The sequence below is a fragment of the Nocardioides luteus genome (assembly GCF_000960475.2).
Classification (GTDB): domain Bacteria; phylum Actinomycetota; class Actinomycetes; order Propionibacteriales; family Nocardioidaceae; genus Nocardioides; species Nocardioides luteus_A.
In genome coordinates, this window is record NZ_JZDQ02000048.1 from 1 (window position 1) to 21,462 (window position 21,462).

A 21,462-nucleotide genomic window follows, 5' to 3' on the forward strand; every position below is an offset into this window, starting at 1 on the left:
TCATTTCCCTGCTTCGCCTATCCGGACTTTAGCGGAGAGTTTCTCGCTTTCGCAATTCCGCGCATTCCACGCATTCCTGCTCAAACTCGAAGCTTTATCGCCTCAGTCCTGGAGGACTTTATCGGATCCCGCTTTCAACACCAACTCGGCGAATTCACACCACAATCGGATAAAAGCAATATCCACACCAACACAGCACAAGACAACTCCACTGCGATTCATCGTGACCTCTGATGTCTGGTCCGAGGACCCGACAGAGACTCTGAACCGAGCTGATGCTCGAGAATGTTGGCGGCCGACTCAGGGGCCGGAAACCCGCTCGAAGACTTGAGCTTGCTTCCCGCCGCACCCCGGCGACCAGATGAACATTACGCCTCGGTGACGCCCTTGCCAAATCGAGGAACGTCCCAGGGAAGGAGATCACCTTCCCCGGGACGTTCTCGCAGGTCAGCGGCCTACTTGAGGCGCACGCCGGCGAACTTCTTCTTGCCCCTGCGCAGGACCACCCAGCCGTCGCCGAGCAACTCCTTTTCGTCGAGGGACCCGTCGGCGTCCTCCACACGGACGTTGTTGACGTACGCCCCGCCCTCGGAGATCGTCCGGCGCGCCTCCCCCTTGGAGGAGACGAGACCGGCGGCGACGAAGAGGTCGACGTACGTCGGCAGCTCCTCACCACGCTCCAGCTCGACGGCACCGGCCTCCGTGATCGCGGCGGCCAGCGTCGTACTGCTCAGGGTTGCCAGGTCGCCGCCGCCGAAGAGCGCGGCTGCGGCCTGCTTGGCCTGCTCGGTCTCCCCTGCCCCGTGAACGAGGGTCGTCATGTGATCGGCGAGCGCCTTCTGGGCCACCCGCAGGAACGGCTTCTCCGCGTGCTGCGCCTCCAGGGTCTCGATCTCCTCGTGGGAGAGGAAGGTGAAGACGCGCAGCATCTCCCCCACCTTGGCGTCCTCGACGTTGAGCCAGAACTGGTGGAAGGCGTAGGGCGACATCATCGTCGGGTCGAGCCAGAGGGCACCGCCCTCGGTCTTGCCGTACTTGGTGCCGTCGGCCTTGGTGATCAGCGGCGTGGTGTAGGCGTGAACAGTCTCGCCGGTGACCCGTCGGACCAGCTCCACACCGCCGGTGATGTTCCCCCACTGGTCCGAGCCGCCGAACTGGAGGCTGACCCCGTGCGTACGGAAAAGGTTCAGGTAATCCATGGACTGCAGCAGGATGTAGGAGAACTCCGTGTAGGAGATGCCGTCCTCGAGGCGCTTCTTGACCGTGTCGCGGGCGAGCATCCGGTTGACCGGGAAATGCTTGCCGATGTCACGGAGGAAGTCGATGACCGACAGGGATGCCGTCCAGTCGGCGTTGTTGACCATCGTCCCCGCGTTGTCTCCCTCGAAGGAGACGAACGGCTCGATCTGCGCGCGCACCTTCTCCACCCACTCCTTGACCGTGTCGGCCGAGTTGAGGGTGCGCTCCCCCGAGTCGCGCGGGTCACCGATCATGCCGGTCGCGCCACCGACGAGGATGTAGGGCGTGTGGCCGGCCCGCTGCAGGCGCATAGCCATCGTGATCTGGAGGAGATTGCCCATGTGCAGGCTCGGCGCGGTGGGGTCGAACCCGATATAGAACTTCACACTCCCGCCGGCCAGCGCTTCTCGGAGCGCGTCGCGGTCCGTCGAGTCGGCGATGAGACCTCGCCACTCGAGATCGTCGAGGAGTGTGGGATCGATGGACACGTGGTGCCTTTCTCAGATCGTTCTCAGAAGGTGTTTCCGGGGCCCGGAACGGGTTGTCCCGGAAGCAAGGGTAGTAGGCGATACCCCCTAGAGTTGACCACTGGCGTTCGCGACGAGACTTGAGGGGACCTGGGTGATCGCAGGGAGGTACCGGCTCGAGAGGGAGCTCGGCCGGGGAGCGATGGGGGCCGTCTGGCTCGCCACCGACGAAGTTCTGGGGCGATCGGTCGCGCTCAAACAGCTGGTCGCGCTCGATGGCGTGTCCGATGCTGCCGTCGAACGCGAGGCACAGCTTGCCGCACGGCTGGTCCACCCGAACGTCGTCGCCGTCTTCGACCTCGTGCGCGACGACGACAAGCCGTGGCTGGTGATGGAGTACGTCGAGGGGAAGACCCTCGCTCACATGGTGCGTGACGACGGACCGCTGGATGTCGAGCACGCCGCGAGACTGATCGGTCAGATCGCCTCCGCCCTGCGCGCGGCGCACGCCGCCGGGATCGTCCACCGCGACGTGAAGCCCGCCAACATCGTGGTAGGCCGTGCCGGCCGTGCCAAGCTGACCGACTTCGGGATCGCGCGCGGCGTCGACTCCCAGACCACCCAGACCGGGCAGGTCACCGGCTCGCCGGCGTACCTGGCTCCGGAGATCGCCACCGGCGGGCGGGCCAACCCGGCCAGCGACATGTGGTCGCTGGGCGCCACGCTCTTCCAGGCGCTGACGGGCGAGCCGCCGTACGGGATCGGCGACAACGCGCTCGCGACCCTGTATCGGGTGGTGCACGAGGAGCCGCCGCGTACGCCGCTGGCCGGCCGGCTCGCGCCGTTGCTGGAGCACACGATGGCGTACGACCCTGCCGACCGGTGGTCGGCCGGGGACGTCGTCGACTTCCTCGCCGGGCGGATCGCGGCCGAGAAGCTGGAGCCGGTGGCGCTGCGTACGCAGACCCTTGCCGCGGTCACCGCGCCGGTAGCGGTAGCGGCAGAGACGCCCCCGAGCGCGGTGGCCTCGAAGCCGGTCGCGGCAAGTCGGCGCAGGTGGTGGCCGGTGCTGCTCGTCGCCGTAGCCGCAGCCCTGGTACTGCTGCTCGGCGGGGCACTGTGGGCCAACCGTGGGGACGAGCCGTCGGCCGAGCCGAAGCAGGTCACCTCGGGCTCGCCCTTGGCGGAGGCCACCGACGAGCAGACCGAGGAGGCCGCCGACGAGGAGTCGGAGGAGCCCTCGGAGGAGCCGACCCCCAGCGAGACCGCCAGCGAGACCCCGAGCGAGAGCCCCTCGGCGAGCGCGACCGCCGGCGCGACCGCCGAAGGCATCGACGCGTTCATCCGCAACTATCTCGCCACCGCGCCCGCGAATCCCGACAGCGCCTTCTCGATGCTGACCCCGGCGTTCCAGGCCAAGAGCGGCGGGATCGAGGGTTATCGCGACTGGTGGGGCTCCGTCGCGAGCACCAGTGTCGTCTCGGTCTCCCCCAGCGTCGACCCGCTCAGGGTGACCTACACCTACAAGTACACGATGAAGGACGGCCGCCAGGACGGCGGCACGGTGACGCTGGGGCTCGTCTACAGCGACGGCCGGTACCTCATCGACACCGAGGGCAAGGGCTGACGGATCCTCTTGCCAAAATCTCTGAATACGGCGCAGCCACTCGTCCTAGCATCGTGAGGCCGGGGGCATCTTCGGCGCAGGCCCGTCGCCACATCGGAGGTAGCCGTGTTCGCTCGAGTCGCCGTGTGGGAGCCCATGCCTGACGATGACCGCCAATGGGTGATCGATGCCGCGAAGACCGTTCCCGGCGTGCTCGGCGCATATCACCTGGTCGACCCGGCGACCGGCAACGGACTGTCCGTCGCGTTCTTCGAGGACGACGTGGACCCCGCCGAGGTCAGGGACGCGATCGCGGCCAAGGCGGCCGAGATCGGCTGGAACGACGTACCGCGCCCGGCTCCGTCGTCCGAGACCATCTATCAGGTTCTCCGGAGCGGCTGAGCCGCTCCGCTGGTCGACCGAGAGCCGTCCGGACCGGCCCGCTAGGATCTGCGCGGGCCGTTAGCTCAGTCGGTTAGAGCAGAGGACTCATAATCCTTGGGTCGCGGGTTCGAGCCCCGCACGGCCTACCAACGATCGGTGCGCTGGACCTCGTGCATGAGCTCGATCTTGCGGAAGCCGAACTGCTTGTTGATGCGCTGCATCACGTCGTTGGACGGGTCGGTCCAGGTGTGGATGCTGGTGCGTTCGGGGTGGTCGCGCTGGACGGCGGCGAGGGTGGCGACCTTGAGGGCGAGGCCGAGCTTGTGGCCGCGGTGGGCGGCCTTGACGAAGGTGTCGTCCTGGATGGCCTCGTCGCTGCCGTGGGCCAGGAAGATGACCGAGTAGCCGACCAGCTCGCCGGTGAGGATCTCGCGGGCGGCGGCGGTGATGCGGTCGTAGGAGCGGGCGGTGCTCTTCTCCGCGGACCGGATGCGGTCGGCGGTGTGGGCGATCATGTCCTGCTCGGACTTGCCCGGCATCTCCTTGCCCATCTGGTTGCGCAGGCCGACGAACTGGGCGAGCAGGTCCTCGGGCGTGCGATCCTCCCACATCAGGATCTCGTAGCCGAGCACGTTGAAGGGCTTGTGGGGCAGCGGGAGGTCGGCGGCGAGATGGTCCTCGCGGCGTACGGACTTGAAGCCGAGCGCCCGGGCGAAGGCCAGGGACGACTTCGGGGGGATGGTCACCTCGGCGGTCGTCAGGGTGCGCCCGTTGGTGCGGCGTACGTCATCGGCGGCCCGCCACAGCTCGGTGCCGACCCCGCGCCAGCGGTGCACCGGGAGGACGTGGATCCCGAGCTCGACGACGTGGCTGCGCTCCTCCTCGGGAAGATCGAGCTCGGCGATGCCGATCGTCTCGCCCTGCTCCTTCGCGGCGAGGAGGACGCGGCGGCCGTGGTCGTGCGGGGTGCGCACGGAGTTGGCGAGCGCCTCGAAGGTGCGATGTGACGCGTAGGGTCGATCGAAGGCCATCGATGCCGCCTCCACGGCGTACCAAGCCTTCAGAGCGGTGTCATCGTGGACGTCGACGGGGGCGATCACAGACACGGGCTCTATCTAACCGTGTCGGGCAAGGTCACGGGAAGTGAGGTCCCCCAGCAAGCGTTGACACGTCATCTGATCCGGACTGGAGCCGCCTCAGACCGGCCCCGGCTCGGTCCCCGGATCCTCCGGGGTGGGATCCGGAGGGCCGGGCGACTTGGTCGGCGTCGGGGTCGGCGTCGGGGTCGGGGTGGGTGTCGGCGTCGGGGTCGGCGTGGGAGTCGGCGTGGGTGTCGGCGTGTTCGACGGCGACGGCTTCTTGCTCGGCTTCGGCTCCGGGGGCGGCGTCACGTAGGGCGCATGGCCGGACTCGGGCGCATCCCCGTCGAGCCAGGCCGGCTCCGGGAACGCCTCGTAGTCGAGCCCGTCGGTCAGCGGGCCCATGATCTCGACCCAGGTGTCGGCGGGATAGTCGGCGCCGAAGTACGTGTCGAGCCAGCCGTCCAGGGCACCGCTGCCGAGGCCGCGGCTGTAGGCGACAGCGGTCGCCAGCTGCGGGGTGTAGCCGGCGAACCAGGCCGAGGAGACCTCGTCCTTGTCGTTGGTCGCGGTACCGGTCTTGCCCGCGGCCGGCTGGACCACGGCGCTGGCCGCCCGGCCGGTGCCGCTGGCGACCACCTGCTGGAGGGCGTAGGAGGTGTCGTCGGCGACGTCCTCCGACATCGCGCGCTCGCCCTTGGCCGAGTCGTCGTGCTCGTAGAGCACGGTGCCGTCGGCATCGACGACCTTGGAGACCACGAAGACGTCGTTGTGGACGCCGCCGTTGGCGATCGTGGCGTAGGCGTTGGCCATGTTGATCGGGCTGGTCCGGTTCTTGCCGAGGGTGAGGAGGAAGTCCTCCGGCTCGAAGTCACCGGTCGTCATCGGGATACCGGGATGGGCCGAGTCCGCCTTCGCCGGCGGGAGGCCGGCCGCCAGCGCCATGTCGTAGACGTCCTTGCTGCCGTTGGGCAACGAGTCGGACATCTCGACGAAGGCCGTGTTGACCGACTGCTCCATGGCCATGAGGCTGCTGATGTTGGACCCGTAGCTGTGGCCGCTCGGGTTGGCGGCGTCCTGGCCGGAGTTGCGGATCGGGTGGCCGGGCAGGGCGTCGAACTCCTTGGGCGAGTTGCCGTCCCAGCTGTCCTTGAGCGAGTAGCCCGCCTTCAGCGCTGCCGCGAGGGTGAAGGCCTTCATCGTCGAGCCGGCCATCGCACCGGTCGCGGCCCAGTTGGTCTGCGAGTCGAGGTAGTCCTGGCCACCGTAGAAACCACGCAGAGCACCCGTCTTCACGTCGACCGTCGCCGCGCCGACATGGAGCTCGTCGCCCTTCTTGCTCTCGTCCGCGATGTAGGCCTTCTTGTCCTCGGGACGTACGTCGTTGACCGCCTGCTCGACGGTCTTCATCGTCTTCTTGGTCAGCGTGGTCGTGATCCGCAGGCCGCCGCCGTTGATCTCGTCCTCGGTGAGCAGCTGGTTGCCCTGCTCGTCCTTCAGCTTGAGCAGCTCGTCGCGAACCAGCTTGAGCGCGTGACCCTTCTGGCCGCCGTAGCGGCTGTCGGAGCGCGGCTTCTTGAACTTCGGCAGCGAGGCCTTGGCCTTCTCGCCCTCGGCGGCGTCGACCATGCCCAGCTTGACCATCGAGTTGATGACGTAGCGGTAGCGGCCCTCGAGCTCGGTCACCGACTCCTCGCCGTTGCTCGGGTCGAGGTCGTTGGGGTCGTTGAGGATCGCGGCCAGCGCTGCGGCCTCCTGGAGGCTGATGTCCGCGGCCGGCTTGGCGAAGTAGGCGTTGGACGCGGCCTCGACGCCGTAGGCGCCGCGGCCGAAGTAGATGGTGTTGAGATAGCCGGCGAGGATGTCCTCCTTGGACTTCTGCCGGCTGATCTTCAACGAGATGACCGCCTCCTTCACCTTGCGGGTGTAGGTGCGCTCCTGGGTGAGGTAGAGGTTCTTGACGTACTGCTGGGTGATCGTCGAGGCGCCGGACTGGGTGCCGCCGGTGTTGTTGTTGACCACCGCGCGCAGGATGCCCTTGATGTCGATGCCGCTGTTCTTCCAGAACGTCCGGTCCTCGGCGGCGACCGCGGCGTCCTTCATCAGCTGCGGGATCTCGTCGAAGGGCAGCGAGTCGCGGTCCTGCGAGTCGGCGATGTAGCGCCCGAGCTCGTCCTTGCCGCCGCGGTAGTAGACGAAGGAGGTCTCCTTCTCGTAGGCGGCGTTGGCGTTGGGGATCGGGATGGCGTTGTAGGCCACGATCACAGCCAGGGTGCCGATCAGCGCGCCCACCAGAACCAGGACGAAGAAGGCCTTCAGGACCTTCCTCACCCGCTTCTTCTTCGGCTTCGGCGTGGGTGTGTAAGGCGGATTGCCCTGCCAGCTCAAAGTGTCCCCTCCCGCGGTCACAAACGTTCCTAGAGTACGGCCGGGCTCATGACCGTTCGTGATCCTCGGCTCCGTGTCCAAGACGTTTCGGCTGCGTATCAGGTTGCGCGAGACGTACGAAACGGCCTCCGGCCTAGGCCCGCGATGCGGTGTTCGCCCAGGTCAGAGGCCGTTACGGAGAACGATCAGGTCAGGAAGTAGAACGTGCCGTAGTGGTCGGGTGTGAAGTAGACGTCACCCGTGGTGCGGTCGAGGATGATCCGGTACGCCTGACGCTGGGCGCCGCACTCGCGCGGGGTCACGTCGAACTCGAGGTAGGAGTGGCCGGAGGGCAGCTCGCCCTCGTAGTTGTTGTAGGTGCCGCCGGCGAAGTTGCAGGTGCCGGTGGGCGGCCAGTCGTACCAGCCTCGCGAGGACGGGTAGCCCAGGGAGGCCCAGGTGCGGTTGGAGCTGAGCGCCTCGGCGCAACCCGAGTGGGTGCAGCTGGATGCCCAGTCGGCCTGGGCGGCGGGAGCGGAGATGATGCTGGCACCGAACAGGCCGGTGGTGGCGACGAGGGCTGCGAGCAGCAGCTTGACGACGGTGAGCACGGAGCGGTTCTTCCCGGACATGAATCCTCCAGTGTGTGCGTTACGGACGGTTGGTAATTCTGCTACCTAAGCCACCCGGATGGGGGCTCGCGAGGTCACGAACCGGTGAACTCTCGGGTGCGCGGGCCGCTCAGGCGAGGCCGGCCTCGCGGGCCACGATCGCCGCCTGGACCCGCGAGGTGACCTCGAGCTTCGCCAGGACGCGGGAGACATGGGTCTTCGTGGTCGCCTCGGAGATCACCAGCCGCCGGGCGATGTCGGCGTTGGACAGGCCCTGCCCCAGGGCCGCGAGCACGTCCCTCTCCCGCGGCGTGAGATCGGCGGGGAGCGGCGCGCCGGGACTGGTTGCGTGGCCGGGCCCGGCCGGTGTGCCGGCCAGCTCGGCGAGCACCCGGCGGGTGACCTCCGGGGCGACCACGCCGTCGCCCGCGGCGACGTGCCGGACCGCGTCGACCAGGGCGTCGGCCTCGGCGGTCTTGAGCAGGAACCCGGCGGCGCCGGCGCGGAGGGCACCGAAGACGTACTCGTCCAGGTCGAAGGTGGTGAGCACGAGTACGTCGGCGAGCCCCTCGTCCACGACCTGGCGGGTCGCGGTGACGCCGTCGGTGCCGGGCATGCGTACGTCCATCAGCACGATGTCGGGTCGCAGGGCTCGGGCGTTGGCGACCGCGGTCGCGCCGTCGGCGGCCTCCCCCACCACCTCGATGTCGCCGGCGGTGGCCAGGAGCATCCGCAGGCCGGCACGGATGGCGGCGTGGTCGTCGGCGAGCAGGACGCGGATCACGAGGTCGCTCCCGGGAGTGGCAGGTGGGCTCTGACCCGCCAGCCGGTGCCGTCGGGGCCGGCCGCGAACGTGCCGCCGAGCGCCTCGGCGCGTTCGCGCATCGAGATCAGGCCGGTGCCGGTGCCGGCTTCGGGTGCCGGCTCCTTCGCGCCGCCCTCGCTGCCGTGGTCGCCCTCGTCGCTGACCTCGACCTCGAGGGCGTCGCCGGGGACGAGCCGCAGGCGGGTCGTGCCACCGCCGTGCTTGAGCACGTTGGTCAGGGACTCCCGCACGATCCGGTAGACCGCGTGGTCGACGGCGACGGGCAGGGCCAGGTCGGCGCCGTCGAGGAGCCCGCCGGGGTCCTCGACCCGCAGCGGCAGACCGGCCAGGCGCGCCTGCTCCAGGACGGGGCCGAGGTTGGCGGCGCGGGAGGCGGCGGTGAGGTCCTCGGAGGCGCCTCCCGGCTCGCCGTCGGAGCGCAGGACCCGGATCATCGCGCGCATGTCGTCGAGCGAGGCCAGGCTCTCGGCCCGCACCAGGCGCAGCGCCGCCCGGTCCCGCTCGGGGTCGTGCTCGCCGGCCAGCGCCGCGCCGGAGGTGAGCGCGATGGCGGACAGGTGCGAGGCGACCACGTCGTGGAGGTCGCGGGCGACCGCGGAGCGCTCGGCCCGGACCGCGTCGTGCCGCTCTGCGTCCGCCAGACGCAATAGCGCGGCGCTGCGCTCGCGCTCGAGCCGGGCGCGGTCCTCGGCAGCGTCGGCGAGCTCGCTGCCCTGGCGTACGTTGCTGCCCCACCACATCGGAGTGACCACGAGCGCGACGAGGGTGAGCGCGAGCACCGCGGGTGTGCGCGGCTCGGAGGTGGCTGCGGCGGAGCCGACGACCGCGGCCACGATGACCACCACGACCGCGATCGTGGTGATGCGGCGAGCGCCCGGCGAGCCGTGCAGGTAGCCGGCGAAGAGAGCGTCCCAGAGGACGATCACCATCGCCACGCTGCCCCCGATGAGGAGGTCTCCGCCGAGGCAGAGCGCGACGACGGCCAGGACCGCGAGCGGCTGACGCCGCTTGAGCACGAGCGCGGCGGCTGACAGCGCCAGTGGGAGCAGGTGCCACCAGGCCGGGGCGGTGTCGGAGCCGAGGCCGAACGGGTGCAGCCCGCGTACGCTCCCGGTCTGCCCGAGGGCGTAGAGAGCGAGGCCCGCGGTGAGCACGACCGCGGCGTCGAGCCAGGCCGGGCGACGGTCCGCGGCGCGCAGGCTGGTGCCACCGCCGAGAAGCGCCGCGGGCAGCTGCTGCAGCAGGGTCGGGCGGTCCACGACACCATCTCAGCACGTACGCCGCCTCTGCGGAGTCATCCGAAGGATGTATCCCCGCGCGAGATATCAGCGGTTCGGCCGACGCGCGAGAGAGAGGCCGCGCGCGAGCCTCGGGGCATGGACATCGACCTCGGCCCACTGACCGGCGACCTCGGCGGCACCGCGACGTACCTCGCGCTGGCGGTGCTGGCGCTGATCGACTCGACCAGCTTCGGCACCCTGCTGATCCCGGTGTGGCTGCTGATGGCGCCCGGGCGGCTGCGGCCGGCGCGGATCCTGGTCTATCTGGGTGCCATCGCCGGGTTCTATGCGCTGCTCGGCATCGGGATCCTGCTGGGCGGCTCCGCCGTCGCCGACACGTTCGCCGGGCTGAGCGGCTCGCGCCCGTTCCTGTGGGGGCAGCTGCTCGTCGGCGCCGGCCTGTTCGCGTGGAGCTTCAGGCTGGATCCGCCCGGTCCGGGACGGGATCGTTCCGCGGCTGCCGAGCCGCCGCGTCGTCTGCTCCGCTGGCGCGAGCGGGCGGTCGCCTCGGAGAGCGGGTCCGCCTCGGCGCTCGGCGCGCTGGCGGTGCTCGCCGGTCTGGTCGAGGCCGCCTCGATGCTCCCCTACCTCGCCGCGATCGGGGTGATCGGGACCGAGGGACCGTCGTGGCCGGTCTCGGGTCTGTGGATCGTCGCCTACTGCGCGGTGATGATCGTGCCGGCGCTCCTCCTCCTGGGTGCGCGCGTGTTCGCCGCCCCGCTGGTGGCGCGGCCGCTGGCCGTTCTCGACGGCTGGCTGACCAAGCACGCTGCGAGCGCAACCGCGTGGGCGGTGGGCATCGTCGGGTTCCTGCTCGCCCGGGCAGCGCTCGGGCCGCTCTTCGGCTGAGGCTCACTCCCAGCCGCAGTAGCCGGGCAGGAAATCGTAGAGGGCGCGCCTGTGCGCCTGGTCGAGGATGAGGAAGTAGCTGGCCCCGTCAGGGACGTCGGGACCGCCGACGTGGACGCGGAAGAGGCTGCCGACCTTGTCGTCGGCCAGGGCGTGCGGGTCGCACCGGGCGGGCAGGACCCGCAGCTCCCGCGTTACCGGGTCTCCGGTCATCGGGTGAGGCGTGGCCCGCGGCCAGGTCGGTGTCTCGGTGGCGAGCTGGAAGAGGACGGTGCCCTCCCAACCGTCGAAGGTCACGTCCGGGGCCTTCTCGGTCGGGGTGAAGGTGATCGGGAGGACGAAGACTCTCTGCTTGCCCTCGCCCTCGACCCGGGGCTCGCCCACGGTGATCTCGGCCGCGTCGGTCAGGGTGCGCTCGGCGCAGTCGCGGTCGAGGAGACGCTCGATGTTGGCGTACCTGTCCTCGGCGGTGCCGGTGCTGGTGCGCCACTCCCCTGCCTCGCCGGCCTCGCCGGGCTTGCGCCAGGTGATGGTCAGGTCGGCGTCGCCGCCCTCGCCGCACTTTCCGCGGGGCATGGGGAAGTCGAAGTCCATCTCGGGGTCGACCGGTTCCGAGCCCGTCCAGCGGGCCCGGAACCGGTCGCTGCCCACCTCGAGGTGCGAGACCTCGATCGCGGAGCCGGTGTCGTTGACGAGGCGTACGAACGCCTCACCGGTGTTGCGCTGCAGCCGGGTCTGATCGACGTAGGCGGTCAGCCCGTCGGGCCAGTCCGTCTCCTGCGGCTCGGCCGTGCCGCAGGCGGCCAGCAGCGATCCGATCAGGAGACCCGCGGCCAGCGCGGCGGTTCGGCGCACGCCGGAAGGCTAGCGGACTCCCCGGATCCAGTCAGTCCAGTCGAGGCGTCGATCTCTGACGCCGAAGCGTCGAATATCGAGTGCGAGAGGTCGATTTCCGGTGGTCCCCGCGTACAGAAATCGACTCCTCGACGTCGAACAACGACGCTTCGCGGTCAGAAACTGACGTCTCGGCGTCAGGAAGTGACTACTCGGGGTGGGTTATCAGGACGTGGAGGGTGCGGGGGCCGTGGACGCCCTCGACGCGGTCGAGCTCGATGTCGCTGGTGGCCGAGGGGCCGCTGATCCAGGTCAACGGACGGGCGGGGTCCAGGAGGGCGATGGCGTCGGGGACGTCGGGGACGACCTGGTCCTCGCGGACGACGCAGATGTGGGTGTCGGGGACGAGGGAGATGGCGCGGCGGCCCTGGTCGGGGGTGTGGTCGAGGACGATGGTGCCGGTCTCGGCGATGCCGACCCGGGCCTCGGTGACGACGGCCGCGATCCGGTCCAGCTCCGCGGCGGTGAGGGTGCCGTCGTCGACGATGGCGTCGGCGACCCGGACCGAGAGGCCGGACGGGACGATCACCTGGCCCGCCGGGAGGGCGGCGGCGATCCGGTCCTCGAGGTCGTCGGCCCCGCAGCGCTCCACGACCGCGCGGTAGTCGGCGACGCGTTCGGCGAAGAGATCGACGACCTCGGGGGTGGCGACGGACGCGAGGTCGCGTCGCGCAGACGGCGGGGCGGGTTCGACCGCCGAGCCGGCCAGTGCCTCACGGACCCGGGCGAGGATCTCGGTGCGTGCGTCGGTCATGCGTCGTCCTTCCGTCCGCCGTCGGTCCGTTGCCACCAGGCCCGGAAGCTCTCCCCCGGCGCGTCCGGCAGGTCGCGGGCGCCGGTCCAGGCCGTGGGTCCGAAGCGGCGCGCGAACCGCATCCCGAGACCGGTGAGGCGCTCGAGGGCGGAGAGGCGGGGCGAGCGCCCCAGGACGTACGCCGCGCCCTTCATCGCCGCGGCCTCCGGCTTCGGCACGCCGCCTCGGTGGGCGTCGACCACCTGGGCGCGCAGGTCGACCAGGACGGAGGGGATGTCGATGCGTACCGGGCAGACCTCGAAGCAGGCGCCGCACAGGCTCGAGGCATACGGCAGGGAGTCGGTCTGGTCGTCGTGGCCGACGCCCTTCAGCAGCGGGTTGAGGATGGCGCCGATCGGGCCCGGGTAGACCGAGCCGTACGCGTGGCCGCCGGTGCGCTCGTAGACCGGGCACACGTTGAGACAGGCCGAGCAGCGGATGCAGCGCAGTGCCTGCCGGCCGACCTCGTCGGCGAGCGCGCGGGTGCGACCGTTGTCGAGCAGCACCACGTGCACCTCCTGCGGGCCGTCGCTCGGCCCTTCCTCTTGGGCATGTATCCCGCTCCACGTCGAGGTGTAGGGGTTCATCCGCTCGCCGGTCGAGGACCTCGGCAGCAGTCTCAGCAGAGGGTCGAGGTCCTCCCAGCGGGAGACGACCTTCTCGATGCCGACCACCGAGACGAGCACCTCGGGCAGGGTCAGGCACATCCGGCCGTTGCCCTCCGACTCGACCACGACGAGCGTGCCGGTCTCGGCGACCGCGAAGTTGGCGCCGGAGATCCCGACCTTGGCGCGCAGGAACTTCTCGCGCAGGTGCTCCCGGGCCGCGGCGGCGAGGACGGCCGGCTCATCGGTCAGATCGGATGGCGCCGGGCGGCCCGCGGCCGCCATCCGGGACCGGAAGATCTCCCGGATCTCGGCGCGGTTGCGGTGGATGGCCGGCACCAGGATGTGCGAGGGCAGGTCGTCGCCGAGCTGCACGATCAGCTCGGCCAGGTCGGTCTCCCAGGCCGCGATGCCCTCGGCGGCGAGCGCCTCGTTGAGACCGATCTCCTGGGTCACCATCGACTTGACCTTCACGACCTCCTCGGCGGCGTGCGTCTTGGCGATCGAGGCGACGATCGCGTTGGCCTCGGCCGCGTCACGGGCCCAGTGGACCGTCGCGCCGTTGGCGGTGAGGGTCTCCTCGAGGCGTACGAGCTGGGTGTCGAGGTCGAGCAGCGCGCGCTCCTTGACCGCGGCACCGGCCAGGCGCAGCTCCTCCCAGTCGGGGACCTCGGCGACGACCCTCGCGCGCTTGGCGCGGATGGTGCCGGTCGCGTGGGCCAGGTTGTGGCGCAGCTGGGAGTCGGCGAGGGCCTCGCGCGCGGCGGTCGGGAAGGCCGGCATGCCGACGAAGGTCCCGCTCATCGGAGCGTCCCTTCGATCGAGCGCGCCTCGGTCGAGGCGAGGATCTCGGCGAGATGGACGGTGCGTACGCCTGATCTCTGCCGGGACAGCACGCCGCCGATGTGGGTCAGGCAGGAGTTGTCGCCGGCGACCACGATCTCGGCGCCGGTCTCGCGGATGTGACGGGCCTTGTCGGCACCCATCGCGATCGAGGTGTCGGCGTTCTTGACGGCGAAGGTGCCTCCGAAGCCGCAGCACTGGTCGGCTTGGGGAAGGTCCACGAGCCGGATCCCCCGGACCGCCTCGAGCAACCTGCGCGGCCGGTCCCCCACCCCGAGCATCCGCAGCGAGTGGCAGGTCGGGTGGTAGGTCACCCGGTGCGGGTAGTAGGCACCGACGTCGGTCACCTTCAGGACGTCGATGAGGAATTCGGAGAGCTCGTAGACCTTCGGCCCGACCTCCGCGACGGCCTCCTGGAGGGCCGGGTCGCCGGAGCGCCGCGCCACGATCGAGTGCTGGTGGCGCGCCGAGCCGGCGCACGACCCGGACGGGGTCACGACGGCGTCGTAGCCGGCGAAGGCGTCCACGAACGTACGCACGACCGGGACCGCCTCGTCCAGATAGCCGGTGTTGACCATCGGCTGCCCGCAGCACGTCTGCGCCTGCGGGAAGTCGACCTCGACGCCGAGCCGGCGCAGGAGGCGCACGACCGCCTGACCGGTGCTCGGGTAGAGCGCGTCGTTGATGCACGTGACCATCAGCGCGACTCGCATCCGGCGGCCTCCTTCGTCTGTGGTTCTTCCATCACATCAGTTTTCAGATGAGTCCGGTACGTACGGCCCGAACGACCGCCTCCACGCTCGTCCCCGCTCCCAGCGCATCCGCGGCCGCCCGGAGACGGCGCCGCACGGTGCGCTCGGAGATCCCGAGCTCCCGCGCGATCCGTTCGATCGTGTAGCCCCGGGCGAACAGAGCCAGCACCTCCACCTCGTCCTGGGGAAGGTCGGTGGAAGGTCGTACGCCGCCCGAGGCTGCCACGGTTCACTCCTGTCTCAGCGTGGTGGTCACGTAGGGCACCAGACGCACCGGCCCGGTGAGCCCGTAGCTCTGCCGGGTCGCCGTGCCGTAGACCGACGGGGTGACGGTGCGCAGCCGGTTGAGCAGCGTCGAGGCCACCTCGATCTCGATCGTGTTGACTCCGGCGACCAGGGCGTCGCCGAGGTCGACGACCGGGTCCATCGGGTCGCAGGGTGGCAGCAGCTCGCCGTTGACCCGGACGCGGAAGGTGTCGTTGACGTCGCCGAGCTCCAGGTAGGCGCCGTCGTCCGCGGTCCAGTCGGTGCCGAGGTCGACGCTCGTGCGGTAGCGACCGATGCCGGAGACGTCCTCGAGGCCGGCGACCTTCGACCAGGCCTGCGGCGCCGCGAGCTCGCGCGTGACGACCTCCTTCGAGGTGGCGAGATCCTTCGGGTCGGCGTCGTTCGCCGGCTTCCAGTCCTCGAGCTCGAGGCTCCACGAGGCCGGGGTCACGGGTTCACGGACCCGGTCGACGGTGACGTTCACCGTCCGTCCGTCGGCTTCGGTCAGCTCGAAGCTGCCGGCGGTCGTCGTGCGTAGCGCGACGTTGGCGCCCCGCGCCACCACGGCTTGGCCAGCGGTGGCGACGGGGAGTACGGAGCGGGCCACGCCCGCGCCCGGGGCCGCGAGGGCGACCACGGTGGACTGCCCGGGAACGAGGTCGACACGGACCCGGATCCGGTCGCCGGCACGCTCGTAGCCGGCGATCCGGGTGATCCGGCCGCTCCACGCATCCAGCAGCCACGGCACGGCGGCGCGGTCGGTGGCGGTCAGCCAGACGTCCTGCTGCACCGGGTTGAGCCGCCGGTTCTCGGCGTGCCTCGCGTTGGCGAGGTAGTAGAGGTCGACCTCGCCGGCGACCCGGTGGACGTGCATCACCGTGGAGTCGGCGTGCTCGACGTCGCGTACGACACCGAGAGCGGCCAGCGCGTTGCCGACCTCGGCCTCGGGGACGGTGCGGGTGGTCGGCAGGGCGCCGATCTGGGCCATCACTGCGCGAACCTCGGCGGTCGCCGCGGCGTCGTCGCGGCCGGCCGAGGTGACCTGCGACCAGTCGCCGATGAGCACGATCGGCAGGCCCTTGCGGCCGAGCGCGAGCAGCCGCTTCGCGCCGTCGATGTCCATCGTGAACGCGTTGCCGCGCAGCGAGTCCGGGCCGACGACGACGGCCTTGTAGGCCGGTCCGCCGGGCGCCAGACGGCCGTTGGCGACGTCGACGCCGTCGAGCGCCAGCAGGGAGGCGCTCACGAAGGAGTGCGACCAGCCGAGCTTGGTGCCGTTGTTGGTGATCCACTGCGGGCCGATGCCGGTCGAGGCCCAGCCCTTGTGCCGCCAGAACGCGACGTCGTACTTCGCGGCGCCGGTCTGCAGGACCAGCTGGGTGCGGGCCAGGTAGGCCGCGATGCCGGGGACGTGCTGCCACTGCGGGGTCCGCGGGCCCCAGGCCTCGCCGAAGCCGATCGCGTTGTTGTAGTAGGGCGAGAAGGCGGCGAAACCCGGCCAGGTGACGTCAGGAGCCTTCGCGTACGGGAAGCCGTGGATCATCAGCTGGTTCACGCCCGCGACGAAGATGCTGTTGATCGTGAACAGGGCCTGGTTCTGGGCGGTCGGGCTGGTGCTGTTGGCGCCCCAGGTCGTGTTGTAGGCCGCGCCGTTGTAGCAGATCGCCTCGCAGGAGAGGACCGTGTGGCCGGCCAGGTCGCGGCCGGCCGCCATCACCCGGTAGTCGTCGAGGTTCTTGAAGCCGAGCGACTCGGTCTCCGGCACGTCGACCACCGCCGCGTGCTGCATGGTGTCGGTCTCCAGGCCGTACGGCTGGATCCGGATGCCCATGCCCAGCGACTTCGCGAACTCCTGCATCGGACGCAGGTGCTGGTCGCGGTAGAGGTCGGAGAGGACGATGTTGTAGTCGTCGCGGATCTCGTTGGTGCGCAGGGCGTCCGCGGTCGCGGGGTCGGCGGCCGCCAGGGAGAACTGGTACTTCTCGTCCTTGTCCAGCACGAACGGCAGCCACGGCCGCAGGTCGTAGCCGTGCCTCGCCTGGAACTCGTCGAGGAGGTCGCGCGTCCAGATCGTCGCGTCGGTCTCGATCTCCAGCGAGTCCTCGAAGAGGTAGCCGCCGGCTTTCCGGAGCAGGGTCCGCAGCTCGCCGTCGAGGAGGCGGTCCTGCCACAGGTCGATCACCTTCTGCGCGCCGCGGCGGCTGAAGTGGTCGACCACGTAGGCGCGCGGCGAGGTGTGGGGACCCGCCTCCGGCTCCTGGCCCGAGCCGCGCTGCCAGGTGGCGAGCAGGACCCAGGTGGCACCGGCCGGCTCCGCCGGCGCGGTCCAGGTGAGGTGCTCGCCCTCGACGCTCGCGCTGAGGTCGAGATAGGAGGCCGGGTCGAGGATCGTGCTGGTGACGTTGTTGTTGCGGTCGCGTACGTAGCCGGTGATGCGGTGCGCCTGAACGGTGACCAGCTCCGAGCGGGTCACCGAGGGTGCCGGCTCCACCACGGGCTCGGGCAGAGCGGCGTCATACGTCGAACCGGCCGCGACCACGGCCTGCCCGTGCACCAGCTCGGTGCAGGCCGCGTCGTCGTCGGGAGTGATCGTCGGGACCGCCGCGGGCCACGACGGACCGACGGTGACGTCGACGCGTACGCCCCGCTTCGCGGCCTGGGCGAGGGCCGCCTTCACGCCGGCGACCCACGGGGCACTCCCCCAGCCGTACGTCGCGACGTCGATGTCGATGTTGCGGGCGCGCAGGCTGTGGGTGACGTCGGCGACCTCCAGCACGCCGAAGCCGGCGTCGGCGACCTGGTCCACCTCGCGCGCGATCTCGGCCGGGTCGACCAGGCCGTGCGGCCACCACCAGCGGAAGCCCGCCGCGGTGGTGGTGCCGGGCTTGCGGAAGGACTTCGTGAAGGCGTCGGGCAGGCCGGTGGTGATCCCCGCTTCGGCGGCCTGGGCAGGGGCGCTGCCGACGGCGCCGGTGACCGCGGCGGTGCCGAGCGTGGCGGCCGCGGCACCGAAGAGCGCGCGCCGGGTGAGCCGGGGGTCGGTGAGGGAGTCGGTCATGTGGGGGCCTTCTTGTCGATCAGGTCAGAGATGCGGGCCTCGGCGGCGGCCCAGTCGAGGCCGTCGCGCGGCTCGAAGCGGCGTACGTCGTAGGAGCGGCGGACGAGGTCCCGCATCGCGGGCAGGTCGGGCAGGTCGGCTCCGAGGGACCTGCCCTGGATCAGCACGTTGCCGAGCGCGGCCGCCTCGACCGGACCGGCGAGCACCGGCAGGCCGCAGGCGTCGGCGGTGAGCTGGCAGAGCAGCTCGTTCTGCGAGCCGCCGCCGACCACGTGGACGACTGCGGGCGAGGTGCCCGCGAGAGCGGCCGCGGTGCGGACGTGGCGGCGGTAGGCGACGGCGAGGCTGTCGAGGATGCAGCGGGTGACGGCGGCCGGCGAGTGCGGGATCGCCTCGTCGGACTCGGTCGCCAGCGCGGCGATCCGCTCCGGCATCGGGTCGGCCGAGGTGCTCGGGAAGAGCAGCCGCGGGTCGTTGATGTCGACGACCGTACGCAGCGGCTCGAGCTCCGCGGCGGCCGCGAGCAGCGCGTGGAGCTCGGCGTCCCGGTAGCTCCGCTCGCGCCAGGAGCGCAGCGACTCGGACAGGACCCACAGGCCCATCACGTTCTTGAGGAATCGGATGGTCCCGTCGACGCCAACCTCGTTGGTGAAGTCGGCGAGCCGGGCGTCCTCGGTCAGCACCGGCCGGTCGAGCTCGAGGCCGACCAGCGACCAGGTGCCCGAGGAGATGTAGGCAAAGTCTCGGGCCTCCGCGGGGACCGCGACGACCGCCGAGGCGGTGTCGTGCGAGCCCACCGCGACCACGGGCACGTCGGTGCTGACACCCAGCTCGTCGGCGACGTCGGGCAGCAGCGGACCGAGGAGGGAGCCCGGGTCCCGGAGCGGCGGGAGGATCCCTCCGGGGAGACCGAGCTCCTGGCACAGGTCGAGCACCCAGGTGCCTCGACGGACGTCGTAGAGCTGGGTGGTCGAGGCGTTGGTGCGCTCCGCGCCGATGGCGCCGGTCAGCCAGTAGCCGAGCAGGTCGGGCAGCAGCAGCATCGTCTCGGCGGAGTCGAGGGCGCTGGTCCCCCGCGCCGCGACGAGCTGGTAGATCGTGTTGAACGGCAGCTGCTGGATGCCGGTGATGCCGTAGAGCGTCGCTGCGCCGATCTGGGCGACGACCTTCTCCGCGATCCCCTCGACGCGGGCGTCGCGGTGGCTGAAGACCTGGCCGAGGAGCTGGCCGTCGTGGTCGAGAAACCCGTGGTCGATCGCCCAGGAGTCGATCCCGACGCCGTCCAGCGGCCCGGTCCGGGCGGCCTCGCGGATGCCGGCGAGCACCTCGCGATGGATGTCGAGCACGTCCCAGAAGAGCGAGCCGCGGACACGTACGGCTGCGTTGGGGAAGCGGTGCAGCTCGTCGAGCTCGACCCGGTGACCACCGATCCGGCCGGACATCACCCGGCCGGAGGTGGCACCCAGGTCGACCGCAGCGACCCTGACGTGTTTGCTCATCGCAAGAAGGCGGCGGCGACGCCGGCGTCGACGGGCACGTGCAGGCCGGTGGTGTGGGTCAGGTCCGGGCCGCAGAGCACGAAGACGGCGTTGGCGATGTTCTCCGGGAGCACCTCGCGCTTGAGCAGGGTGCGCTGGGCGTAGAACTTGCCGAGCTCCTCCTCCTTGACCCCGTAGACCTCGGCGCGCTTGGCGCCCCAGCCGCCGGCGAAGATGCCGGAGCCCTGGACGACGCCGTCGGGGTTGATGCCGTTGACCTTGATGCCGTGCTCGCCGAGCTCGGCGGCCAGGAGGCGTACCTGGTGGGCCTGGTCGGCCTTCGCGGCGCCGTAGGCCACGTTGTTGGGCCCGGCGAAGAGCGAGTTCTTCGAGGAGATGTAGACGATGTCGCCGCCCATCTCCTGCTCGATGAGCACCTTGGCCGCGGCCTTGGAGACCAGGAACGAGCCCTTGGCCATCACGTCGTGCTGGAGGTCCCAGTCGCGCTCGGTGGTCTCCAGCAGCGACTTCGACAGCGAGAGCCCGGCGTTGTTGACGACCAGGTCGACACCGCCGAAGGCGAGCACCGCGGCGTCGAGCATCGACTGCACGGCGGCCTCGTCGGAGACGTCGGCGGCGAGGCCGACGGCGACGTCAGGGCCACCGATCTCGGCGGCCGCAGCCTCGGCCTTGGCGAGGTCGAGGTCGGCGATCACGACACAGGCCCCCTCGGCGGCCAGGCGCTTGGCGGTCGCCTTGCCAATACCGGAGGCCGCGCCGGTGACGAGCGCGACCCTTGTTGCCAGGGGCTTCGGGGCAGGCATCCGCTGGAGCTTGGCCTCCTCGAGCGCCCAGTACTCGATCCGGAACTTCTCCGACTCGTCGATCGGGGCGTACGTCGAGAGCCCCTCGGCCCCGCGCATCACGTTGATCGCGTTGATGTAGAACTCGCCGGCGACCCGCGCGGTCTGCTTGTTGCGGCCGAAGGAGAACATCCCGACGCCGGGGACCAGGACGATGAGCGGGTCCTTGCCGCGGATGGCAGGGCTGTTCTCATCGGCGTGGCGGTCGTAGTAGGCCTGGTAGTCCTCGCGGTAGGTCGTCGCGAGCTCCTTCAGATGAGCGACGCTCTCCTCGACGGTCGCGGTGGCCGGGAGGTCGAGCACCAGCGGCTTCACCTTGGTGCGCAGGAAGTGGTCGGGGCAAGAGGTGCCGAGCTCGGCCAGCCGCGAGTGGGCCTCGTGGGCGAGGAAGTCGAGGACCACCTCGGAGTCGTCGAAGTGGCCGACCATCGGCTGGTCCGCCGAGGCGATGCCCCGGATCGTGGGAGCGAGAGCCGCTGCCTTCGTACGCCGCTCCTGCTCCGGGAGGGCCGCGTAGCCCTCCAGCGCGGGACCGAACGGCTCGGCCTTGCTGTGCTCTTCGATGTAGGCCGCTGCGGTGTCGATGATCCAGAGCGAGTTCTTCTCGGCCTCCTCGGACGTGTCGCCCCAGGCGGTGATGCCGTGGCCGCCGAGGATGCAGCCGACCGCCTGGGGGTTCTTCGCCTTGATCTCGGCGATGTCGAGACCGAGCTGGAAGCCGGGGCGGCGCCACGGCACCCAGACGACCTGGTCGCCGAAGATCGTGGTGGTCAGCGCCTCGCCGTCGGCGGCCGTCGCGATCGCGATGCCGGAGTCGGGGTGGAGGTGGTCGACGTGGGCGGCGTCGACGAGGCCGTGCATCGCGGTGTCGATCGAGGGGGCGGCGCCGCCCTTGCCGTGCAGGCAGTAGTCGAACGCGGCGACCATCTCGTCCTCACGCTCGACGCCCGGGTAGACGTCGACCAGTGCGCGCATCCGGTCGAGCCGGAGCACGGCCAGGCCGCTCTCCGTCAGGGTGCCGAGGTCGCCGCCGGAGCCCTTCACCCAGAGCAGCTCGACGTCCTGGCCGGTCACCGGGTCGGTCGCGGTGCCCTTGGCGGAGGTGTTGCCGCCGGCGTAGTTGGTGTTCTTCGGATCCGCGCCGAGACGGTTCGAGCGCGCGATCAGGTCTTCAGCAGTGGTCATTGTCGTGTCCTTTGAA

General features: G+C 70.5%; 18 protein-coding genes and 1 tRNA gene. 5 read left to right on the top strand and 14 right to left on the bottom strand.

The features are described from left to right. Positions 1-234, top strand: a 234-nt coding sequence (locus tag UG56_RS28720) for a hypothetical protein (protein ID WP_218145284.1), incomplete at its 5' end; no start/stop codon positions are given. Between the two features lie 221 nt (positions 235-455). Here the strand turns inward: UG56_RS28720 and tyrS are convergent. Continuing rightward, positions 456-1,727: a tyrosine--tRNA ligase gene (tyrS, locus tag UG56_RS24870; RefSeq protein WP_045551421.1), complete on the bottom strand. Its 1,272-nt coding sequence runs from the start codon at positions 1,725-1,727 to the stop codon at positions 456-458. A 133-nt stretch (positions 1,728-1,860) separates the two neighbouring features. On the opposite strand from tyrS, the gene UG56_RS24875 reads away from it, so the two are divergent. From UG56_RS24875 to UG56_RS24885, 3 genes are all read left to right on the top strand, one after another. Further along, on the top strand, positions 1,861-3,333 hold the full coding sequence (locus tag UG56_RS24875; RefSeq protein WP_143055189.1) for a serine/threonine-protein kinase: 1,473 nt from the start codon (positions 1,861-1,863) through the stop codon (positions 3,331-3,333). Positions 3,334-3,468: 135 nt separating this feature from the next. Beyond that, entirely contained in the window at positions 3,469-3,714 is a 246-nt protein-coding gene (locus UG56_RS24880) for a hypothetical protein (protein ID WP_218145285.1), read from the top strand. A 54-nt stretch (positions 3,715-3,768) separates the two neighbouring features. Next, positions 3,769-3,845, top strand: a tRNA-Ile gene (locus UG56_RS24885). On the opposite strand, the gene UG56_RS24890 is transcribed toward UG56_RS24885, so the two are convergent. The 5 genes from UG56_RS24890 to UG56_RS24910 form a co-directional block, all read right to left on the bottom strand. Next, positions 3,840-4,802 (bottom strand): GNAT family N-acetyltransferase, encoded by a 963-nt coding sequence (locus UG56_RS24890; protein WP_143055190.1) that lies wholly within the window; start codon positions 4,800-4,802, stop codon positions 3,840-3,842. The genes UG56_RS24885 and UG56_RS24890 overlap by 6 nt on opposite strands. 90 nt (positions 4,803-4,892) lie before the next feature. After that, positions 4,893-7,106: a transglycosylase domain-containing protein gene (locus UG56_RS24895; RefSeq protein WP_256206890.1), complete on the bottom strand. Its 2,214-nt coding sequence runs from the start codon at positions 7,104-7,106 to the stop codon at positions 4,893-4,895. A 242-nt stretch (positions 7,107-7,348) separates the two neighbouring features. Continuing rightward, positions 7,349-7,774 carry a ribonuclease domain-containing protein gene (locus UG56_RS29080; protein WP_045551426.1) on the bottom strand — a complete coding sequence of 142 codons (426 nt, stop codon included), beginning with the start codon at positions 7,772-7,774 and terminating at the stop codon, positions 7,349-7,351. A gap of 109 nt (positions 7,775-7,883) precedes the next feature. After that, positions 7,884-8,537 carry a response regulator gene (locus tag UG56_RS24905; protein WP_084101585.1) on the bottom strand — a complete coding sequence of 218 codons (654 nt, stop codon included), beginning with the start codon at positions 8,535-8,537 and terminating at the stop codon, positions 7,884-7,886. Next, the gene (locus UG56_RS24910) at positions 8,534-9,838 is read right to left on the bottom strand and encodes a sensor histidine kinase (RefSeq protein ID WP_084101587.1); all 1,305 of its coding nucleotides are present in this window, start codon (positions 9,836-9,838) and stop codon (positions 8,534-8,536) included. The genes UG56_RS24905 and UG56_RS24910 overlap by 4 nt, the downstream gene beginning before the upstream one ends. A gap of 117 nt (positions 9,839-9,955) precedes the next feature. Between UG56_RS24910 and UG56_RS24915 the strand changes: the two genes are divergently transcribed. Continuing rightward, complete coding sequence (locus UG56_RS24915; RefSeq protein WP_045551410.1) at positions 9,956-10,708, top strand: GAP family protein; 753 nt, start codon at positions 9,956-9,958, stop codon at positions 10,706-10,708. 3 nt (positions 10,709-10,711) lie between these two features. Here the strand turns inward: UG56_RS24915 and UG56_RS24920 are convergent, their stop codons facing one another. From UG56_RS24920 to UG56_RS24955, 8 genes are all read right to left on the bottom strand, one after another. Beyond that, positions 10,712-11,563 (bottom strand): hypothetical protein, encoded by an 852-nt coding sequence (locus UG56_RS24920; RefSeq protein WP_045551409.1) that lies wholly within the window; start codon positions 11,561-11,563, stop codon positions 10,712-10,714. Positions 11,564-11,750: 187 nt separating this feature from the next. After that, positions 11,751-12,356, bottom strand: coding sequence for a LutC/YkgG family protein (locus UG56_RS24925; RefSeq protein ID WP_045551408.1), 606 nt, complete (start codon positions 12,354-12,356; stop codon positions 11,751-11,753). Continuing rightward, positions 12,353-13,804 (bottom strand): LutB/LldF family L-lactate oxidation iron-sulfur protein, encoded by a 1,452-nt coding sequence (locus UG56_RS24930; protein ID WP_045551407.1) that lies wholly within the window; start codon positions 13,802-13,804, stop codon positions 12,353-12,355. Before UG56_RS24930 ends, UG56_RS24925 begins: the two co-directional genes overlap by 4 nt. After that, complete coding sequence (locus UG56_RS24935; protein WP_045551406.1) at positions 13,801-14,556, bottom strand: (Fe-S)-binding protein; 756 nt, start codon at positions 14,554-14,556, stop codon at positions 13,801-13,803. The genes UG56_RS24930 and UG56_RS24935 overlap by 4 nt, the downstream gene beginning before the upstream one ends. A 43-nt stretch (positions 14,557-14,599) precedes the next feature. Next, positions 14,600-14,821, bottom strand: coding sequence for a helix-turn-helix domain-containing protein (locus UG56_RS24940; RefSeq protein WP_045551405.1), 222 nt, complete (start codon positions 14,819-14,821; stop codon positions 14,600-14,602). Positions 14,822-14,824: 3 nt separating this feature from the next. Next, the gene (locus tag UG56_RS24945; RefSeq protein ID WP_071327316.1) at positions 14,825-17,920 is read right to left on the bottom strand and encodes a glycosyl hydrolase; all 3,096 of its coding nucleotides are present in this window, start codon (positions 17,918-17,920) and stop codon (positions 14,825-14,827) included. Beyond that, on the bottom strand, positions 17,917-19,419 hold the full coding sequence (locus UG56_RS24950) for a rhamnulokinase (protein ID WP_071327317.1): 1,503 nt from the start codon (positions 19,417-19,419) through the stop codon (positions 17,917-17,919). Before UG56_RS24950 ends, UG56_RS24945 begins: the two co-directional genes overlap by 4 nt. Continuing rightward, positions 19,416-21,446 carry a bifunctional rhamnulose-1-phosphate aldolase/short-chain dehydrogenase gene (locus UG56_RS24955; RefSeq protein WP_045551691.1) on the bottom strand — a complete coding sequence of 677 codons (2,031 nt, stop codon included), beginning with the start codon at positions 21,444-21,446 and terminating at the stop codon, positions 19,416-19,418. Before UG56_RS24955 ends, UG56_RS24950 begins: the two co-directional genes overlap by 4 nt. Positions 21,447-21,462 lie beyond the last annotated feature (16 nt).